The sequence below is a fragment of the Mycobacterium sp. ST-F2 genome (genome assembly GCF_001905655.1).
GTDB lineage: Bacteria > Actinomycetota > Actinomycetes > Mycobacteriales > Mycobacteriaceae > Mycobacterium.
Window position 1 is genome coordinate 1 of sequence record NZ_JMHT01000053.1, and the last position, 18,146, is coordinate 18,146.

The window sequence follows — 18,146 nt, forward strand, 5'->3', positions numbered from 1 at the left end:
GGCCGACAGCAGCTGACCGTTCTACACCCTCAATCATGAAGAGCCCGTTTACGGCGGTCGAATCGGATTATCGACGTGGTCATCGGAGCATTTATACCGCTGTCACCATTGAGTCTCGACTCGGATGGGAAAATATTTGCCAGTGTGTCTTTTCATTCTGAAAGTATGTATTCTGACCTGCATATTCACCTCGTCGATCGGTCGGCACGCGGCATTGCGATAATTTGCACTAAATTGCCAGGAAATTCCCAGAAATGCGCGAATTCAAGCGGTGGCCAGGGCAATTAATTAGCCGCCCGGTCAATAATGAACGTGAATCGCTCGGGCAAAGTCATTTGACGGGGCAACTATCGAAGTCTCGCGCTCGCCGACGGCACCGAGTGCAAAGGTGCCGTGTGGCCGCTGTGGTGGATGGTGAATTCGGCGCAGAACGACGCGCAAAACAAAGGACCGGCCTGGTCAGGCCGGTCCTATGGAGCGGGCGACGGGAATCGAACCCGCGTAGCTAGTTTGGAAGACTAGGGCTCTACCATTGAGCTACGCCCGCGTGCACTGCTGCGATCACAGTACCGGCAGACAGTACCGGGACAGCGGCCGCCAATCCAATTGATGGTGTCGCGTGTCTAGGACGTAGTATCTCGACCGCGGTAATGCGACCGCGACGAGGCACGGGGTGTAGCGCAGCTTGGTAGCGCATCCGCTTTGGGAGCGGAAGGCCGCAGGTTCAAATCCTGTCACCCCGACCACCAACTGATGGCATGTACACAAAACAAGGAGTAACGCTGTGAAGAGCACCGTGGAGCAGTTGAGCCCCACCCGGGTTCGCATCAACGTGGAGGTGCCCTTCACCGAGCTTCAACCCGAGTTCACCGAGGCCTACAAGGAGCTGGCCAAGCAGGTCCGCCTGCCCGGCTTCCGCCCCGGCAAGGCCCCGGCCAAGCTGCTCGAGGCCCGCATCGGCCGCGGCGCCGTGCTGGAGCAGGTCGTCAACAGCGCCATCCCGGCCCGCTACAGCGAGGCCGTCACCACCCAGGACGTCAAGCCGCTGGGCCAGCCCGAGATCGACATCACCAAGCTCGAGGACAACGACGAGCTCGTCTTCACCGCTGAGGTCGACGTCCGTCCGGAGATCACCCTTCCGGACCTCAAGGCCATCAAGATCACCGTCGACCCGATCGTCGTCAACGACGACGAGGTCGAGGCCGAGCTGGACAACCTGCGCGCCCGCTTCGGCACCCTGACCGGTGTCGAGCGTGCGGCCGCTGACGGCGACTTCGTCTCGCTCGACCTGTCGGCGACCGTCGACGGCGAGGACGTGCCGGAGGCCAAGACCGAGGGCCTGTCGCACCAGATCGGTTCCGGCCAGCTGATCGAGGGCCTCGACGAGGCCATCATCGGCCTGAAGGCGGGCGAGTCCAAGGACTTCCCGACCACCCTGGCCGCCGGCGACCACGCCGGTAAGGAAGCCCAGGTCTCCGTCACCGTGAAGTCGGTCAAGGAGCGCGAGCTGCCGGCGGCGGACGACGACTTCGCCCAGCTGGCCAGCGAATTCGACACCATCGATGAGCTCAAGGAGAGCCTGGTCGCCCAGGTTCGCCGGGTGAAGCAGATCGGCCAGGCCGAGCAGATCCGCGACAAGGCCGTCGAGGCCCTGCTGGAGCAGATCGAGGTGCCGCTGCCCGAGGCCATCGTCCAGGCCACCGTCGACGAGACCGTGCACAGCGCGATCCACGGACTGGACCACGATGAGGCCAAGTTCGAAGAGCAGCTCAAGGAGCAGGGCAGCAGCCGCGAAGAGTTCGACGCGGACACCCGCACCAACGCCGAGAAGGCCGTCAAGACCCAGCTTCTGATGGATGCCATCGCCGACGAACTGGACGTCAAGGTCGGTCAGGGCGACCTGATGGAGCGCATCGCGCTGATGGCCCGCCAGTACGGCATCGAGCCGCAGCAGCTGATTCAGATCCTGCAGCAGAACAACCAGCTGCCGTCCATGTTCGCCGACATCCGTCGCGGCATGACCATCGCCGCTGTGGTTTCCGGCGCGACCGTCACCGATACCGACGGCAACACCGTCGACACCGCCGAGTTCTTCGGCCCGGCCGGTGGCGCAGAGGCCGAGGTTGCTGACGAGACCGAGGCTGAGGCCCCGGCGGCTGAGGCCCCGGCGGCCGACGAAGCTCCGGCCGAGGACGACGAGAAGCCCGCCAAGGCCAAGAAGGCCAAGGCTGAGGCGAAGGACGAGAAGCCGGCCAAGGAGAAGAAGGCCAAGAAGGCCGCCAAGGAATCGAAGGACGAGGACTGAGTCCTCAGGTCTCATCGTGGTACTGGTGCCGCAGGTGTCCTCAGTGATGCCTGCGGCACCGTCCGCTCTGTGGCGTCAGTGACGCTGTGAGCGAACTAGACCGCGTCGGGGACTCGCGGCCGACGGCCGTTGGTTAGTGTCGTGTGAACGAACTCGAGAAAGCAGGTATCCAGTCGTGACTGACATGCGTTCAAGCGCACCGGGGCTCAACCTCACGGACTCGGTCTATGAGCGTTTGCTTGCCGAGCGCATCATCTTCCTGGGCTCACAGGTCGACGACGACATCGCCAACCGGCTGTGCGCTCAGATCCTGCTGCTGACGGCCGAAGATCCGACCAAAGACATTCACATGTACATCAACTCGCCCGGCGGCTCGATCAGCGCCGGCATGGCGATCTTCGACACCATGGAGCTGTCGGAGTGCGACATCGCCACCTACGCGATGGGCATGGCGGCGTCGATGGGTGAGTTCCTGCTCGCCGCCGGCACCAAGGGCAAGCGCCACGCCCTGCCGCACGCCCGCATCTTGATGCACCAGCCGCTCGGTGGCGTCACCGGTAGCGCGGCGGACATCGCCATCCAGGCCGAGCAGTTCCACGTCATCAAGAAGGAGATGTTCCGGCTGAACGCCGAGTTCACCGGCAAGAGCATCGAGCAGATCGAGGCCGACTCCGACCGCGACCGCTGGTTCACCGCGCAGGAAGCGCTGGAATACGGCTTCGTCGACCACATCATCACCCGTGCAAACCTCAACGGCGGCAAGGGAGCCTCGAAGTGATCTCCAAGCATCTGAACCCGGAGCTGGCTCCGCAGGCCCGTTACATCCTGCCGCAGTTCAGCGAGCGCACCCACCTCGGTGAGCGCATCGTCGACCCTTACGCCAAGCTGTTCGACGAGCGCATCATCTTCCTGGGCGCCCAGGTCGACGACGTGTCCGCCAACGACGTCATGGCCCAGCTGCTGGTGCTCGAGTCGCAGGACCCCGATCGCGACATCACCATGTACATCAACTCGCCTGGTGGCTCGTTCACCTCGCTGATGGCGATCTACGACACCATGCAGTACGTGCGGGCCGACATCCAGACGGTCTGCCTCGGTCAGGCTGCGTCGGCCGCCGCGGTGCTGCTGGCCGCCGGTACGCCAGGCAAGCGCATGGCGCTGCCGAACGCCCGCGTGCTGATCCACCAGCCGTCGCTCGGTGGCGTCATCCAGGGTCAGTTCTCCGACCTGGAAATCCAGGCCGCCGAGATCGAGCGCATGCGGACCCTCATGGAGGAGACGCTGGCACGGCACACCGGCAAGGAAGCCGCCGTCATCCGCAAGGACACCGACCGCGACAAGATCCTGACCGCAGCTGCGGCCAAGGAGTACGGGATCATCGACACGGTGCTCGAGTACCGCAAGCTCTCGGCCCAGAAGTCCTAGGTCTGTAGACGCGCAGCGGCCGTCAGCCATTTCAGGCTGGCGGCCGCTGGCGTTTGTTCAGCCCTTGTGAGGGTTTCCCTTCGGCTTCTTGCTCTTCGGTGAATCGTGTTGTGCCGTCGACGAACTTGGTGCGTCGCTTCGTGGTGTTGTCTGCCGTCCCGGCTTGGGTGAATCTTTCGTATGCGTCGAGCCCTGGTCGTCGGACGATGCCAGTGCCGTCGCCGGGTTGGCGGCATCACCCTTCGGTTTCATGGGCGCAGGTCGCTTGATCGGTGAGCCCATCGGCGCGCGGTGCTTGGTGTCGGTCGCCAGATCGGCGGTGGTGTCTGTCGATGTACCTGCGGCCGGGGTGTCGGGGGACTTCACCGCGGCAAGTGGCGCGGGTGCGCCGGCGGGCGTGGCCGCGAACGGCAACGGCAGTGCCGGCAACGCCGCCTTCAAGAGTTGGGTCGCGACCGTGACGAGCCCACCTACCACCAGACCTACCGCGACGATGGGAGCGCCCGCGAAGCTCAGCGCCGCGACAAGTGCGCCGCCGAGTTGTGGCACGGGTGCAAAGAACTGGTAGAGCCCCGGGATCGACGACAGGAATCCTGTTACGAGCACGCCGCTGATGAAAACGGAGATGACAGCCCCGGCAACGATCACGGAGGGAATAGCCGCGACCGCGGTCACAATCGGTCCCACAATGGGCAAGTTGGCCGCCCCGCTGATGAGGCTGGGTATGTCGATCGCTGCCACGGGCGTCGGCGCGATGGCGGCGGCCGGTGTCGGTGACGCCACCGTGTCGGCTGCAGTCGGGGTCGGGGCCGGAAGGTGGACCGCGAGCTTCTGCTTCACATCGTGCTGTGTCGCAGTCAAAAATGTTGACAGCGAAGTGAATTGGACCGCTGTAGTGTCTATTCGTCCCGTGGCGGCCACGGCCGGCGCCGCGATGAGCGGGTTGGTGACCTGGGCCGCGGCCAGTGTGCAGACGGTGATGGTGGCGCAGCCGACGCGGTGGATTGCCGAGGTGCGGTATGTGGTCATGGTTGCCTCCCCAGGTGGGTGTCGGCGAAGGCCGTCGACGCGGACTGTCCGATAATTATCTCGCGCGTCAACGGCTGTGACTCAGTACTCGGGTACTGCATTTGGCCAGAGGCGCGACACCCGCTGTCTGTCGGACGGGCAGCGACCGCCGGCCTTCTTCAGGCCGGCGGCCGCTGACGTTCGCCCCGCCGCGTCCCGGCTACTTGGGAGCGCTCGCGTGGCGGTCTTTCTTTGTCGGCTTCGCGTGCCTGGGGGTGTCGTCACCCGACGTGCCCTTGGTCTGGGTGCTGTCGGTGCTGTCCGCATCCTTCGTCGGTGTCGCAGCTGTCGCTGACGGCCGGTGGGGCCGCGGCTTCGGAGCAATCTTCGCGGGCTTCTTGCCGGCCTTCTTGGTTGTGTCGATGGGATCTGCGGCTGAATTATCTTGTGCTGCAGATGGTTTGATCCCCGCGCTGGGATTCGGGGTGGCTGCATCGAGTGGCGTCACCGGCAGTGGATTGACCCGATACGGCAGTGGTTTGCCTGTCACCAGTACCGAAACGAAGTTCGCGGCGGCAATAACGGGGGACAGGGCCGCAAACGCCCAACTGATCGTCGACCCGATCGGAGCGAGCGCGCGCGGCAGCTGCAGGCCCGACATCAGGACGAACGGCACGGACAGGAACACTCCGGCGAAGGCCTGGCTCGCCCGCGTCAGCCTTGACTGGACGAAGCTGATCGGGTTGGTGCCGGGGACGGCTGCCGTGGGTGCCGGTGTCGCTGCCAATGTGGCAGGCGGCGTGGTGGTGACCGCCGTCGAGACCACGGGTTCAGCCGCCGTTGGCGCTGGGACGGCGGCGAAACTGGACAGCAGCGACCCGGGTACCGGCAGCCCCGTGAGAACTGACAGGAACGTCGCCACGGCCAACACCGGGGATGCGATCAGGTAACCCGCGATGTAGGCGAGGGACGTCAGCGAGATGCCCTGGGTGAACAGGTTGAACCCGAGGATGAAGGCCATTGAGGCCAACGCCTGCGCGGTGTATGTGAATGCGCTGCCGACCCGCGATGCGATGGCGCCAACCACGTCGGCGCCGGGGACGGCGGCCGCGGGTACTGGTGTCGCTGCCAGCGGCACCGCGCCTGTGTTGGTCGCCGCCGCGCGGGTCAGCTGGTCGAGCACCTGCTGCTTACGCGTCGTCAGGTCTTGGACGAACGCGGCGAATTCGACTGCCCGGGTTTCGAAGCGTGGGCTGACGAGGACGGTTTGTGGCGTCGGGCGAAGCGGGTCGCTGATCAGGGTGCCCGTCAGTGCGCACGCGGTCACGATGGCGCATCCGGCGCCCGTGCGTATTGCGTGCCGTCGTCTGGGCAAGGCCACTGCGGTGACAGTCATGGGTCCGTCCTTCCGTCGGGGTTTGCGTGCCACGAGAATTTTCGAACCCGTCAGAATCTGTGCGTTGAGTAGTCGACTACCCATATCTGTGGGGCGCCCTTCCGGCCCCAAGAATCCGCCAAGACGCCCGACGCACCCTGTGACGTGACCGCCATTTCCGGCCACTCGAACAGGACCCGCCATGAGCCGACCCTCACGCCGCGCCGTCGCCGCGCTCGCGATTGCCGTACTCACCGCAGCCACGGTGAGTCTTCCGGTGGCCCAGGCCAATCCGGTTCCAGATGCGTCGGTGCAGGTGCCCTGGGATCAGGTCGGCGACGGCTGGACCCTGGCCACCTGGAACCCCGTGCGCGGACGCCGCCCCGGGGAGCGCCCTGCCCCTGACGAGGCGCCGCCCGAGAAGACCGCCAACACACTGTTCCTCATCGACCCGGCGGGGCGCCGATACGCCATCACCACGTTCGCGCCCAACGACAAGGGGTGGAAGCCACGTCTGGTGGATTGGTCGGGCGATGGCGGACGCGCACTGATGTCGACGGGGGACTCGGTGATCGTGGTCGATCTACACACCGGCAGTCAGACGTCGTTCCCGTCATCGGCGTCCGCCCGCTTCAGCCGCCCGAACGGTGAAGCGATCGTGTTGTCCACCAGCATTCCGGACCGGCCCGGCACCTTGCAGCGCGTCGACCTCGCCGGCAACGTGCAATTGACCTACCCGACCGAGAATCCCGCGGGCGCGGGCCGTTTCGGTGGCGACTACCTGGAAACCCCCGACGGCACCACCCTCGTGCTGTCGACGTCGAACCGCGGCCATGACGAGCCGGCGCGGACCGACAACAGCTTCGTGCTCATGGGCAATGACGGGACCGTCGGGCGCGTGCTGCCGGCGCCGATGCCCGACGCCGTCTGCCGGACCGTCCGCTGGCTGGCGCCAACGGATTTCGTCGCCAGTTGCTCCACGCTGCGGTCTGCGGCCGGCCAGCTCTGGAAGGTGCCGCTCGACGGATCGGCGCCGACCGCGCTGACCGCCCTCAACAACGCCAAGAACGAGCCCGGATTCGAGGGTGACTACGGCGACGTCGCCGCATGGCAGCTGCCGAGCGGCACCTTCGTGCAATCCCTCGGAGCCTGCGGCGTGGTGTTCCTGTCTCGCGTGACGGCCGATGGCCACACCCAGCGAGTCAAGGTGCCCGGGGCGGGCAACAACATCGACGTCGTCGGTGCGTCCGGCGGCTCGTTGGTCTTGAAGTCGACAACCGGGTGCAGCCCCTCGGAGGCACTGATGTCCTACGACCCGGCGGCGAACGCCACCAAGGTGCTGCTCGGCCCCACCGTCAATGACGGGCACGTCGTCGATGCCCTGACCTTCGGCGTGGGCTACCGGTCGTGATGCGGTGGGTGCCGGTTCTGGCATGCATGGCCGTCGCTGTCACCCTGACCCCGACGGCGCGAGCCGACGACGCCCGCACCTCCGAGGCTTGCACGTGGGTGAGGACCGACGAAGCCGCGGTTTTTCTCGAAGGCCCGGCCACAGCCGAGCCGATCCGGACACAGCTGCCCGAATTGTCTTGCGTCTACCGGGCATTCGATGAGCCGATGGGCCGGCGCAGCGTGCTGTCCGATCTTCGATTCGCCGACGCGTTCCCGTGGGAAGCCGCAACGACATTCAAGGAGGTGGCTGGGTGGCCCAATGCCACCGAGGTCGACGGCGTGGGCCTGCGGGCAGTCTGCACGTATGAACCCGATGTCACGCCGCCGTCGACCACTCTCACCGTGCTGTTGACGGGCGAACGGCTGTACCGCGTGACGGGCAGCTATGTGTGGCGCTGCGACACGTTGAAGACGTTTGCGGAACTGGCAATAGCCCGCATCGGCCCATAGCACCGGATACCCTCGGCCCATGCGGCCGACCGGAATCGATTTCGGCATTCTGGGCACGCTGCGGATGGCCGTCGACGACCGCGTCGTGTCGTTGGGCGCACCCAAGCAGCGCGCCGTATTCGCGATGTTGCTTCTGAGCCGCGGCCGCCCGGTGTCCGTGGACGCGTTGATCGACGCGGTGTGGGAACAGTCGCCGGCCGCGGCCGCCCGCACCGCGCTGCACTCCTACATCTCCAATCTCCGAAAGATCCTGGCGGAGTCCGGGATGCCGCGGGAGACGCTGGCTGCCGCGCCACCCGGCTATCGACTCGATGTGCCGGAGGACGCCACCGACCTGGGCCGGTTCGAGAAGGAAAAGGTCGCCGGTGTGCGGGCCGCGGTCGACGGTCGGTTCTCACCCGCCGCGGCACACCTGTCGGCGGCACTGGCGCAATGGCGTGGCCCGGTGCTCGCCGACCTGGCCGACTTCGCTTTCGTCGGCGCCGTCGCCGCCGCGTTGGTCGACGACCGGATTGCGGTGGAGACCGCCCGCGCGGAAGCCGAAATTGCCTGTGGCCAGGCATCTCTGGTGATCGGCCCGCTGGAGTCGCTGGTGGCGGAGCATCCGTACCGGGAACCGCTGTGGACGCAACTGATCACCGCCTATTACAGCTGCGGGCGCCAAGCCGACGCGCTCGATGCGTTCCAGCGCGTGAAAACGATCCTGGCCGACGACCTCGGGATCGATCCCGGTGCGGCGATAAGCGCTCTGCAGCAACGGATTCTGCGGCAAGAGCCACTCGACGTGCGGGGGACTGCGCAAGCGACCGCGGTGCACACCATCGGTCGGCTCCGGTCAGGCGCCACGACGTCCACCCCATCGAAAGCCGGGCTACGCGATACGAGCGGACGCTGGTTCGCCCTGCGCGCGATGGCAACCCGGATCGGTCGCCTGGCGGACAACGACATCGTGCTCGACGCGGCCGACGTCAGCCGCCACCACGCCGTCATCGTCGATGCCGGGACCGGCCCGGTGATGGTGGACCTGCGCTCCGCCAACGGCGTGTACGTGCAAGGCACCCGAATCACGGCCAACACCAATCTGTTCGACGGTGATCACGTCCGCATCGGCGGGCACGAGTTCGTCGTCGAACTCGGGTAGGCGCGTGCCAAGAAACCGCCAAGCGGGGCCGCCGACCATCACTGCATGAAGATTTCTGGTCTTGCCCTGGCCGCGGCGGTGGCGTTGCTGAGCGTGGCGCCGGCCGCGTCGGCTCAGCCGTCGTGCAGTGCCCTGGGCGGGATGCCCGACGCCACCGGCATGTGCCGGATCCGCGAGGTCGGCACCGGGTACGAACGAACCGCCGCGTTCCCGGTCGACTATCCCGATCAGCAGGCCGTGGCCAACTTTCTGGCGCACGACCGTGACGGTTTCGTCGGGTGGGTGGACAAGTTCGGCCGGGGCCGGGGGTACGAGGAGACCGTGACGCCGACGGTGTACCGCTCGGCCCGTACCCAGAGCCTGGTGCTCAAGATCGTGGATCCCACGGGCCTCGCCCACGAAGGCCACCCGGACATCAGGTTCCAGACGTTCACCCACGGCGCCGACGGGCCGATCACCATCGACACGTTGTTCGGTCCGGGTTCCGATCCCGTCGCGATCCTGACGCCCGTGGTGCAGCGCGCGCTGAAGGCACGTAATGCCGCGCTGATCGAACCGGACCGTGGCTCCTACCGGAACTTCGCGGTCACCGACGACGCCGTCACGTTCTTCTTCGGTGAGAGCCAGCTCATCGGCAACGGTGGCCCGCTCACCGTGGCGGTGCCGGTGGGCGACCTGGGTGGGCGCCTGCAGGGTTAGGCCGCGGGACCTGCGCTTGCGCTGGCCGCGAAATGCGTCGGCGGCCTCGATGTGCACACGGTAGGGTTGCGTACAGGTGAACAGCCCTGATCAGCGGCCTGCCGCGCCGGCGCCAGCGGGTGCCGGAAAGACACGCCAGAATCACGGTCAGCGCGCCGACGGGTGGCAAGCGACCGATCGGGCTATGTTCTCCAGCACACGGATAAATACCACCGGAGCGATTCGACCCTTTCGGTCGCACCGCGACGGAGCGAACGGGTAGCGTCGGGTTCACACCCGAAATAACCCACTATCTGGTGTAACGACTGACGGCGACCGGAGAAAGTAGGGCCTCACCCCATGGCGCGCATCGGAGACGGCGGTGACCTGCTGAAGTGCTCGTTTTGTGGCAAGAGCCAGAAGCAGGTCAAGAAGCTGATTGCTGGACCTGGCGTCTACATCTGCGACGAGTGCATCGACCTCTGCAACGAGATCATCGAAGAGGAGCTGGCCGACGCTGACGACGTCAAGCTCGACGAGCTGCCCAAGCCCCAGGAGATCCGCGATTTCCTCGAGGGCTACGTCATCGGTCAGGACAACGCCAAGAAGACCCTCGCCGTCGCGGTCTACAACCATTACAAGCGCATCCAGGCGCAGGAGAAGTCGCGCGACTCCCGGGCCGAGCCCGTCGAGCTCGCCAAGTCCAACATCCTGATGCTCGGACCTACCGGCTGCGGCAAGACCTACCTGGCGCAGACGCTGGCCAAGATGCTCAACGTGCCGTTCGCCATCGCCGACGCCACCGCGCTGACCGAGGCCGGCTACGTCGGTGAGGACGTCGAGAACATCCTGCTGAAGCTGATCCAGGCCGCCGACTACGACGTCAAGCGAGCCGAGACCGGCATCATCTACATCGATGAGGTCGACAAGATCGCCCGCAAGAGCGAGAACCCGTCGATCACGCGCGACGTGTCCGGCGAGGGCGTCCAGCAGGCCCTGCTGAAGATCCTCGAGGGGACGCAGGCGTCGGTGCCGCCGCAAGGCGGGCGCAAGCACCCGCACCAGGAGTTCATCCAGATCGACACCACCAACGTGCTGTTCATCGTGGCCGGTGCCTTCGCGGGCCTGGAGAAGATCGTGTCCGACCGCGTCGGCAAGCGCGGCCTGGGCTTCGGCGCCGAGGTGCACTCGAAGGCCGAGATCGACACCCAGGACCACTTCGCCGAGGTGCTGCCCGAGGACCTGATCAAGTTCGGTCTGATCCCCGAGTTCATCGGCCGTCTCCCGGTCGTGGCGTCGGTGACCAACCTGGACAAGGAATCGTTGGTGTCCATCCTGTCCACACCGAAGAACGCGCTGGTCAAGCAGTACGTCCGGCTCTTCGAGATGGACGGCGTGGAGCTGGAGTTCACCGACGACGCCCTCGACGCCATCGCCGACCAGGCCATCCACCGCGGCACCGGTGCCCGCGGCCTGCGCGCCATCATGGAAGAGGTCCTGCAGCCGGTGATGTTCGACATCCCGAGCCGCGATGACGTCGCCAAGGTGGTCGTCACCAAGGAGACCGTCCAGGACAACGTGCTGCCGACCATCGTGCCGCGCAAGGCACCGCGGTCCGAGCGTCGCGACAAGAGCGCTTAGTTCGCCAAAAGGAATGGCCCCCGCCGCGGCGGGGGCCATTCCTTTTGTCCTATGTGGTCTTACCGGATCAACCGGTCCGGACGGGTGTAGACGTTCATCGACTCGCCGCGCAAGAACGCCACGAGGGTGAGTCCGGCCTGGCTGGCCAGATCGACCGCCAAGGACGACGGGGCCGACACCGCGGCCAGCACGGGGATGCCGGCCATGACGGCCTTCTGCGTGAGTTCGAACGACGCCCGACCGCTGACCAGCAAGACGGTGCCGGCCAACGGAATGCGGTTGTTCTCGAGCGCCCACCCGATCACCTTGTCGACCGCGTTGTGGCGACCGATGTCCTCGCGCGCGACGAACATCTCACCGTCAGCGCTGAACAGCGCGGCGCAGTGCAGGCCACCGGTGCTGTTGAACACCTTCTGCGCCTGGCGCAGCCGCTGCGGCATCGCCGAGAGCGCGTCCGAGGTGATGCTCGTGGGGTCGTCGCCGGGGGAGTAGTGGCTGACGGTGCGGACGGCGTCGATGGAGGCCTTGCCACAGACGCCGCACGACGACGTCGTGTAGAAATTGCGTGTCACGTCCACCGACGGTGGCGGGACATGCGGTGCCAGAATGACGTCGAGCACGTTGTAGGTGTTGGCGCCGTCTTCGGTGGCGCCGCGGCAGTAGGCGACCCGGGCGATGTCGTCGCGGCGGGCGATCACGCCCTCGGTGAGCAGAAACCCTTGGGCCAGTTCGACATCCGCGCCTGGCGTCCGCATGGTGACGGTGAGGGGAGTGCCGTTGACCCGGATCTCGAGTGGTTCCTCGACGGCCAGGGTCTCGGGCCGCGACACCGAGCCATCGGAGGTGACGTGTTCGGCCCGGCGGCGTGCGGTTACCCGACCCATGGTTCCAGCCTGATCGCCGCAGCCTTGCTCATCACTTCAATCTAATCGCGCGACCGACGATAGGAAGGTGTGCGGAGGGTCGTCCGCAATCGGCATTTCAAATGCGGTGATAGTCGGCGACTATCGCCGCCGGCAACAGCGGGACCGCCCAACGATGTCGCGATTCTTCACCAGACCGACATGTTGCCGCCCCGTCGCGGGACGTGCGCGGTTGCCGAGCGTCTGGACAATGGTGCCTATGGATACCGATACCGGTCGCAGTACGCCGGGTCGCCGCGCCTGGGCCGACCCGCTGTCGTTGGGGTTCCAGGCGCACCGGCAGCTGATGCTGCTTCGTCTGCGCTGGCACGGCCGCCGCCTGGACACCCGTCCGGACGGCCAACCGGACTGACGCCTAATCGCTTGTGCCGCCTGGCATTTCCGGTGCGGCCGAGCGCTAGCGCGGACGGCTACCGGTCGGTAACTGCTTTCTTAGGAATTCCATCCTCCGGGACGTGACCAACACCACATAATGCTCGGACGGCTACGATCTGCAAGGCATGGACCTGCGGGTTTATCGGGACGAAACATGGCCTCTGGCGGCGCGTCCGGGTCAGTCCACCCTAAGAGAAGTGCAATAATCGGTACTAGCAGTGACAGCAAAATTTTGGCGACGCCGGACTGGCGGTCGTGACCACCGCTATGCGGCCTTCACGCAAACAGTGCGACGGACTCCGAATCAGAGTGTGAAAGGCAGGCGTCGTGGGTCTTAACGACGGCGACAACGGCACCGGCGCCGGGAGCGGCGCAGCCTCGCGGCAGAAGCTCGAGAAGGTCGTCATCCGCTTTGCCGGTGACTCCGGCGACGGCATGCAGCTGACCGGTGACCGGTTCACATCGGAAGCCGCTCTGTTCGGCAATGACCTTGCGACGCAGCCGAATTACCCCGCCGAGATCCGCGCACCACAGGGCACCCTGCCCGGTGTGTCGTCGTTCCAGATCCAGATCGCGGACTACGACATCCTCACCGCCGGTGACCGCCCCGACGTGCTGGTTGCGATGAACCCGGCCGCGCTCAAGGCTAACGTTGCCGACCTGCCCCGCGGCGGCATGATCATCGCCAACTCCGACGAGTTCACCAAGCGCAACCTGGCCAAGGTCGGGTACGAGGAGAACCCGCTCGAGAACGACGACCTCTCCGAGTTCGTCGTCATCCCGGTCGCCATGACCACGTTGACCCTGGCCGCCGTCGAGGCCATCGGCGCCACCAAGAAGGACGGTCAGCGCGCCAAGAACATGTTCGGGCTCGGCCTGCTGTCCTGGATGTACGGGCGCGAGCTGGAGCACAGCGAGGCCTTCATCCGCGAGAAGTTCGCCCGCAAGCCCGAGATCGCCGAGGCCAACGTGCTGGCGCTCAAGGCCGGCTGGAACTACGGCGAGACTACCGAGGCGTTCGGTACCACCTACGAGGTGGCCCCGGCCAAGCTCAAGTCGGGTGAGTACCGCCAGATCTCCGGCAACACGGCCATGGCGTACGGCATCGTTGCCGCCGGTCAGCTGGCCGACATCCAGGTGGTGCTCGGCACCTACCCGATCACCCCGGCGTCGGACATCCTGCACGAGCTGTCGAAGTACAAGCACTTCAACGTCATGACCTTCCAGGCCGAGGACGAGATCGCCGGCATCGGTTCGGCCATCGGCGCCTCGTACGGCGGCGCGCTCGGCGTCACCAGCACCTCGGGCCCCGGTGTCTCGCTGAAGTCCGAGGCCATCGGCCTCGCGGTCATGACCGAGCTGCCGCTCATCGTCATCGACGTCCAGCGTGGTGGCCCGTCCACCGGTCTGCCGACCAAGACCGAGCAGGCCGACCTGCTGCAGGCGCTCTACGGCCGCAACGGCGAATCGCCCGTCGCGGTGCTGGCGCCCGCCTCCCCGTCGGACTGCTTCGACATCGCGGTCGAGGCCGCGCGGATCGCGATCACCTACCACACGCCGGTGATCATCCTGTCCGACGGCGCCATCGCCAACGGCTCGGAGCCGTGGCGGATCCCGGACATCGCCGGCTACCCGGCCATCGAGCACACGTTCGCCGAGGCGGGCGAGCCGTTCCAGCCCTACGCGCGTGACCCCGAGACGCTGGGTCGTCAGTTCGCCATCCCGGGCACCCCGGGCCTGGAGCACCGCATCGGTGGTCTGGAAGCGGCCAACGGCTCCGGCAACATCTCCTACGAGCCCAAGAACCACGACCTGATGGTCCGGCTGCGTCAGCTCAAGATCGACGGCATCAAGGTGCCCGACCTCGAGGTCGACGACCCGAGCGGCGAAGCCGAACTGCTGATGCTCGGCTGGGGCAGCTCGTACGGCCCCATCGGCGAGGCCTGCCGCCGCGCCCGCCGCAACGGCATCAAGGTTGCGCATGCTCAGCTGCGCCACCTGAACCCGTTCCCGGCCAACCTCGAAGAGGTCCTGCGCAAGTACGACAAGGTCGTCGTCCCCGAGATGAACCTCGGCCAGCTGGCCCTGCTGCTGCGCGGCAAGTTCCTGGTCGACGTGCAGTCGGTGACCAAGGTCGAGGGCATGGCGTTCCTGGCCGATGAGGTCGAGGGCATCATCAGCGCGGCGCTGGACGGATCGCTGCGCGATAAGGAAACTGACAAGGCCAAGTTCGCACGGCTGGCAGCCGCCACCGTGGAGACCGGTGTGGGAGCAAACGCATGACGGATCTGATCGGTGCTGATCTGGGCCTGACCGAAGCCCTCAGCAAGAATGCCCTGGTTCCGACCACGGACCAGCCGCAAAAGGGCAAGGACTTCACCAGCGACCAGGAGGTGCGCTGGTGCCCGGGTTGCGGTGACTACGTCATCCTCAACACCATCCGCAACTTCCTGCCGGAGCTGGGCCTGCGCCGCGAGAACATCGCGTTCATCAGCGGCATCGGCTGCTCCAGCCGGTTCCCGTACTACCTGGAGACCTACGGCTTCCACTCGATCCACGGTCGTGCCCCGACCATCGCCACCGGCCTGGCGCTGGCGCGTCCGGACCTGTCGGTGTGGGTCGTCACCGGTGACGGTGACTCGCTGTCGATCGGTGGTAACCACCTGATCCACGCGCTGCGCCGCAACATCAACATCACGATCCTGCTGTTCAACAACCGGATCTACGGTCTGACCAAGGGCCAGTACTCGCCGACCTCCGAGGTCGGCAAGGTCACCAAGTCGACCCCGATGGGCTCGCTGGACCAGCCGTTCAACCCGGTGTCGCTGGCGCTGGGCGCCGAGGCCACCTTCGTCGGCCGCGCGCTGGACTCCGACCGCAAGGGCCTGACCGAGGTGCTCAAGGGTGCGGCCGCCCACCGCGGTGCCGCCATCGTCGAGATCCTGCAGGACTGCCCGATCTTCAACGACGGCTCGTTCGACCCGCTGCGCAAGGAAGGCGCCGAAGACCGGCTGATCAACCTGGTGCACGGCCAGCCGATCGTCTTCGGTGCCGAGGGCGAGTTCTGCGTCACCAAGTCCGGTTACGGGCTGGAGATCGGCAAGACCGCTGACGTGGACCCGTCGGACATCGTGGTGCACAACGCCAACATCGACGACCCGGCCTACGCCTTCGCGCTGTCGCGCCTGTCCGAGCAGAACCTCGAGCACACCGTGATGGGCATCTTCCGTCAGGTGAACCGGCCGACCTACGACGACGAAGCGCGTCTGCAGGTGAAGACGGCGATGGATTCCAAGGCGCACGACACCGCTGCTCTGCAATCCTTGCTGCGTGGCAAGGACACCTGGACCGTCGAATAAGAGCGCTCGTCGCATTGACCCCGTTTTGATGCAAGACGCCCCGCTGGCCGCAGTTGTACTGGCCGGCGGGGCGTCTCGTCGTATGGGGCGCGACAAGGCGACCGTGCGATTCCGCGGGCCGGCGGGGGAGACCACCTTCGTCGAACAGGTCGTGGCCACCCTGCGAGGGCGTTGTGCGCAGGTGTTCGTCATCGCCGCCCGCGGCCAGGCGCTGCCCGATCTGGACGCGGAAGTGCTGCGCGACGCGACCCCTGGCGTCGGACCCCTGCTGGCCACCGCGCGCGGACTGCGCGCCGCGGCCGACGCCGGGTATCAGCGCGCGTTCGTGTCCGCTGTGGACATGCCCTACCTGACCGTCGAGCTCATCGACGAGCTGGCCGAACACGCGGCGCGAGTGGACGCCGACGTCGTGCTGCCCTGGGACGGCCGGAATCACTATCTGGCGGGGATCTACCGCACCGCCCTGGCCACCCGGGCCGACGAGCTGGTGGCTCATGGGCGGCGCAGCATGCGGGCCCTCGTCGACACCGTCGACACCCAGCGGGTGGTGATGGACCGGCAGCGCGCGCTGGTCAACGTCAACAGTCCGGACGATTTCGCCTGAGTCTGTCAGCAAAGGGCCGGGCGGTGGGCCGCGCATTTCTGGATTTTTTGTTGCGTGACGAATTTCGATGAGTTGGATTTATCGGTCGGGAAACTAATTCGCGAATTCATGACGGCAATTCATGTCGATTGCCGGGGTTATTCGACCACTAATTCCAAACATGTTGCAACACAACGTATTTAGACCTTGGTGGTGGTTGGCGGCGGGTGAACGGCGCTTGAACGCGACGCATCGTTGCGACGAAAAGTGCTGATTGATGCCAGTGTCGAGGCGTGCTCCCGATGCAATGGGCGTTTGACGCACCCGTCGGTAGCGAACGGTGCCGGAGTCGGGCCCGGATTTCACCCGGCGACACGCCGGAGGTTTATCGCTGACGCTGGCGAAATATGCCGCTGACCTGCGACGACTGTGACCAGTGTGAATTGAATTTTGTGTGCCAGGCCACAATTTCATGGTGACCTCTATCACGAAATGTTGCCGAACTGTGATTTGTTAGCGGGGCTTTATATATCGCGTGACCTGCTTATGTTCCTCTCAGGTTCGGTCGTGATCTGCCTGTTATCTGGCTGGGATGGGTTAGACATAGAAGCGCAAAACCTTGCTACGGTCATTTCACTGCTCCACGAGAGCAAACAACTGAAAAACCATGAACCTGCGTGTGAGCGGGATCGCGGTGGGACCAGAGCAGATGGCCTGTTGCCCGTAGCGTCCGCCGGCCTTGAGCCCGGACCGATCAAACCGCCCCCGCTGTCGTGTCTGACCGAGACGGCACGATTCAGCCCCCTAACGCCTGCCCGGCAGGCAGCAGTTCGCACCGCCTATGCGCGGGCGATGTTTGGCGCGCGCTCGGCGAGAGGAACGAAGTGAAGAACATCCGCACAACGCTTGGGCTGGTTGCCGTTGCAGGGGCTGTTGCAGTTGCCCCCATGGTCATCGGTACCGGTACCGCGAATGCGGACGGCGGCCACAACTGGGACGCCGTTGCAGCCTGTGAGTCGGGTGGAAACTGGTCCATCAACACCGGCAACGGTTACTACGGCGGGCTGCAGTTCAGTGCCAGCACCTGGCGCGCCAACGGCGGCACGGGCATGCCCCACACCGCCAGCAAGGACGAGCAGATTCGAGTTGCCGAGAACGTCGCGGCCCGTCAGGGCATGGGCGCTTGGCCGGTCTGCGGTCGTCGGGGCTAATTTCCCGGGGCTACGAGCGTCACAGACGCTCGAGCCAGACGACGAAGGGTGTCGGACCACACGGTCCGACACCCTTCGTCGTTGTCGGGGGTCCGGCCCCGTCAACCGAGAACCCGTCGAGAAGGACCAAATGGTTGCTCGTCGGTCGCTTCTCGCGACCACTTGGTCCTTCTCGGCGTGGGTCTCTGGCGCGACGATCTGGCCGTACTCTGTCGGAGCG

15 protein-coding genes, 2 tRNA genes and 1 pseudogene are annotated in these 18,146 nt (G+C 65.8%); 14 read left to right on the plus strand and 4 right to left on the minus strand.

Annotated features, from left to right (window positions below; translation table 11 throughout):
* Window positions 1-473 precede the first annotated feature (473 nt).
* Window positions 474-547, minus strand: a tRNA-Gly gene (locus EB75_RS18705).
* A 122-nt stretch (window positions 548-669) separates the two neighbouring features.
* On the opposite strand from EB75_RS18705, the gene EB75_RS18710 reads away from it, so the two are divergent.
* The 4 genes from EB75_RS18710 to EB75_RS18725 all read left to right on the plus strand — a co-directional run bounded on the left by EB75_RS18710 (window position 670) and on the right by EB75_RS18725 (window position 3,730).
* A tRNA-Pro gene (locus EB75_RS18710) sits at window positions 670-746 on the plus strand.
* 38 nt (window positions 747-784) lie between these two features.
* On the plus strand, window positions 785-2,305 hold the full coding sequence (gene tig / locus EB75_RS18715; RefSeq protein WP_073696826.1) for a trigger factor: 1,521 nt from the start codon (window positions 785-787) through the stop codon (window positions 2,303-2,305).
* Between the two features lie 184 nt (window positions 2,306-2,489).
* Window positions 2,490-3,083 (plus strand): ATP-dependent Clp protease proteolytic subunit, encoded by a 594-nt coding sequence (locus tag EB75_RS18720; RefSeq protein WP_142239705.1) that lies wholly within the window; start codon window positions 2,490-2,492, stop codon window positions 3,081-3,083.
* An 11-nt stretch (window positions 3,084-3,094) separates the two neighbouring features.
* Window positions 3,095-3,730, plus strand: a complete 636-nt coding sequence (locus tag EB75_RS18725; RefSeq protein WP_073696901.1) for an ATP-dependent Clp protease proteolytic subunit — start codon at window positions 3,095-3,097, stop codon at window positions 3,728-3,730.
* Window positions 3,731-3,787: 57 nt separating this feature from the next.
* On the opposite strand, the gene EB75_RS18730 is transcribed toward EB75_RS18725, so the two are convergent.
* Both EB75_RS18730 and EB75_RS18735 read right to left on the minus strand, forming a co-directional pair.
* Window positions 3,788-4,759 carry a hypothetical protein gene (locus EB75_RS18730; protein WP_073696828.1) on the minus strand — a complete coding sequence of 324 codons (972 nt, stop codon included), beginning with the start codon at window positions 4,757-4,759 and terminating at the stop codon, window positions 3,788-3,790.
* A 199-nt stretch (window positions 4,760-4,958) separates the two neighbouring features.
* A complete protein-coding gene (locus EB75_RS18735; protein WP_142239697.1) occupies window positions 4,959-6,134 on the minus strand; it encodes a hypothetical protein in 1,176 nt (391 codons plus the stop codon).
* Between the two features lie 181 nt (window positions 6,135-6,315).
* On the opposite strand from EB75_RS18735, the gene EB75_RS18740 reads away from it, so the two are divergent.
* The 5 genes from EB75_RS18740 (at window position 6,316) to clpX (ending at window position 11,475) form a co-directional block, all read left to right on the plus strand.
* Window positions 6,316-7,524, plus strand: coding sequence for a hypothetical protein (locus EB75_RS18740; protein WP_073696830.1), 1,209 nt, complete (start codon window positions 6,316-6,318; stop codon window positions 7,522-7,524).
* A gap of 26 nt (window positions 7,525-7,550) precedes the next feature.
* Complete coding sequence (locus EB75_RS18745; RefSeq protein ID WP_142239698.1) at window positions 7,551-8,015, plus strand: hypothetical protein; 465 nt, start codon at window positions 7,551-7,553, stop codon at window positions 8,013-8,015.
* Window positions 8,016-8,034: 19 nt separating this feature from the next.
* A complete protein-coding gene (locus EB75_RS18750; RefSeq protein WP_073696832.1) occupies window positions 8,035-9,156 on the plus strand; it encodes a BTAD domain-containing putative transcriptional regulator in 1,122 nt (373 codons plus the stop codon).
* A 45-nt stretch (window positions 9,157-9,201) separates the two neighbouring features.
* Window positions 9,202-9,855 carry an RsiV family protein gene (locus EB75_RS18755; protein WP_073696833.1) on the plus strand — a complete coding sequence of 218 codons (654 nt, stop codon included), beginning with the start codon at window positions 9,202-9,204 and terminating at the stop codon, window positions 9,853-9,855.
* A gap of 339 nt (window positions 9,856-10,194) precedes the next feature.
* Window positions 10,195-11,475, plus strand: a complete 1,281-nt coding sequence (clpX, locus tag EB75_RS18760) for an ATP-dependent Clp protease ATP-binding subunit ClpX (protein WP_073696834.1) — start codon at window positions 10,195-10,197, stop codon at window positions 11,473-11,475.
* 59 nt (window positions 11,476-11,534) lie between these two features.
* Here clpX and fdhD read toward each other — a convergent pair whose 3' ends face one another.
* Window positions 11,535-12,359: a formate dehydrogenase accessory sulfurtransferase FdhD gene (gene fdhD / locus EB75_RS18765; protein WP_073696835.1), complete on the minus strand. Its 825-nt coding sequence runs from the start codon at window positions 12,357-12,359 to the stop codon at window positions 11,535-11,537.
* Between the two features lie 238 nt (window positions 12,360-12,597).
* Here fdhD and EB75_RS29370 point away from each other — a divergent pair, with 238 nt between their 5' ends.
* The 5 genes and pseudogenes from EB75_RS29370 to EB75_RS18785 form a co-directional block, all read left to right on the plus strand.
* Complete coding sequence (locus EB75_RS29370; RefSeq protein WP_155910649.1) at window positions 12,598-12,750, plus strand: hypothetical protein; 153 nt, start codon at window positions 12,598-12,600, stop codon at window positions 12,748-12,750.
* 350 nt (window positions 12,751-13,100) lie between these two features.
* Entirely contained in the window at window positions 13,101-15,056 is a 1,956-nt protein-coding gene (locus tag EB75_RS18770) for a 2-oxoacid:acceptor oxidoreductase subunit alpha (protein WP_073696836.1), read from the plus strand.
* Window positions 15,053-16,132: a 2-oxoacid:ferredoxin oxidoreductase subunit beta gene (locus EB75_RS18775; RefSeq protein ID WP_073696837.1), complete on the plus strand. Its 1,080-nt coding sequence runs from the start codon at window positions 15,053-15,055 to the stop codon at window positions 16,130-16,132. Before EB75_RS18770 ends, EB75_RS18775 begins: the two co-directional genes overlap by 4 nt.
* 28 nt (window positions 16,133-16,160) lie before the next feature.
* The gene (gene mobA / locus EB75_RS18780; protein ID WP_073696838.1) at window positions 16,161-16,736 is read left to right on the plus strand and encodes a molybdenum cofactor guanylyltransferase; all 576 of its coding nucleotides are present in this window, start codon (window positions 16,161-16,163) and stop codon (window positions 16,734-16,736) included.
* A 968-nt stretch (window positions 16,737-17,704) separates the two neighbouring features.
* Window positions 17,705-17,926: pseudogene (locus EB75_RS18785) on the plus strand (transglycosylase family protein); the annotation flags it as partial.
* Between the last annotated feature and the right edge of the window lie 220 nt (window positions 17,927-18,146).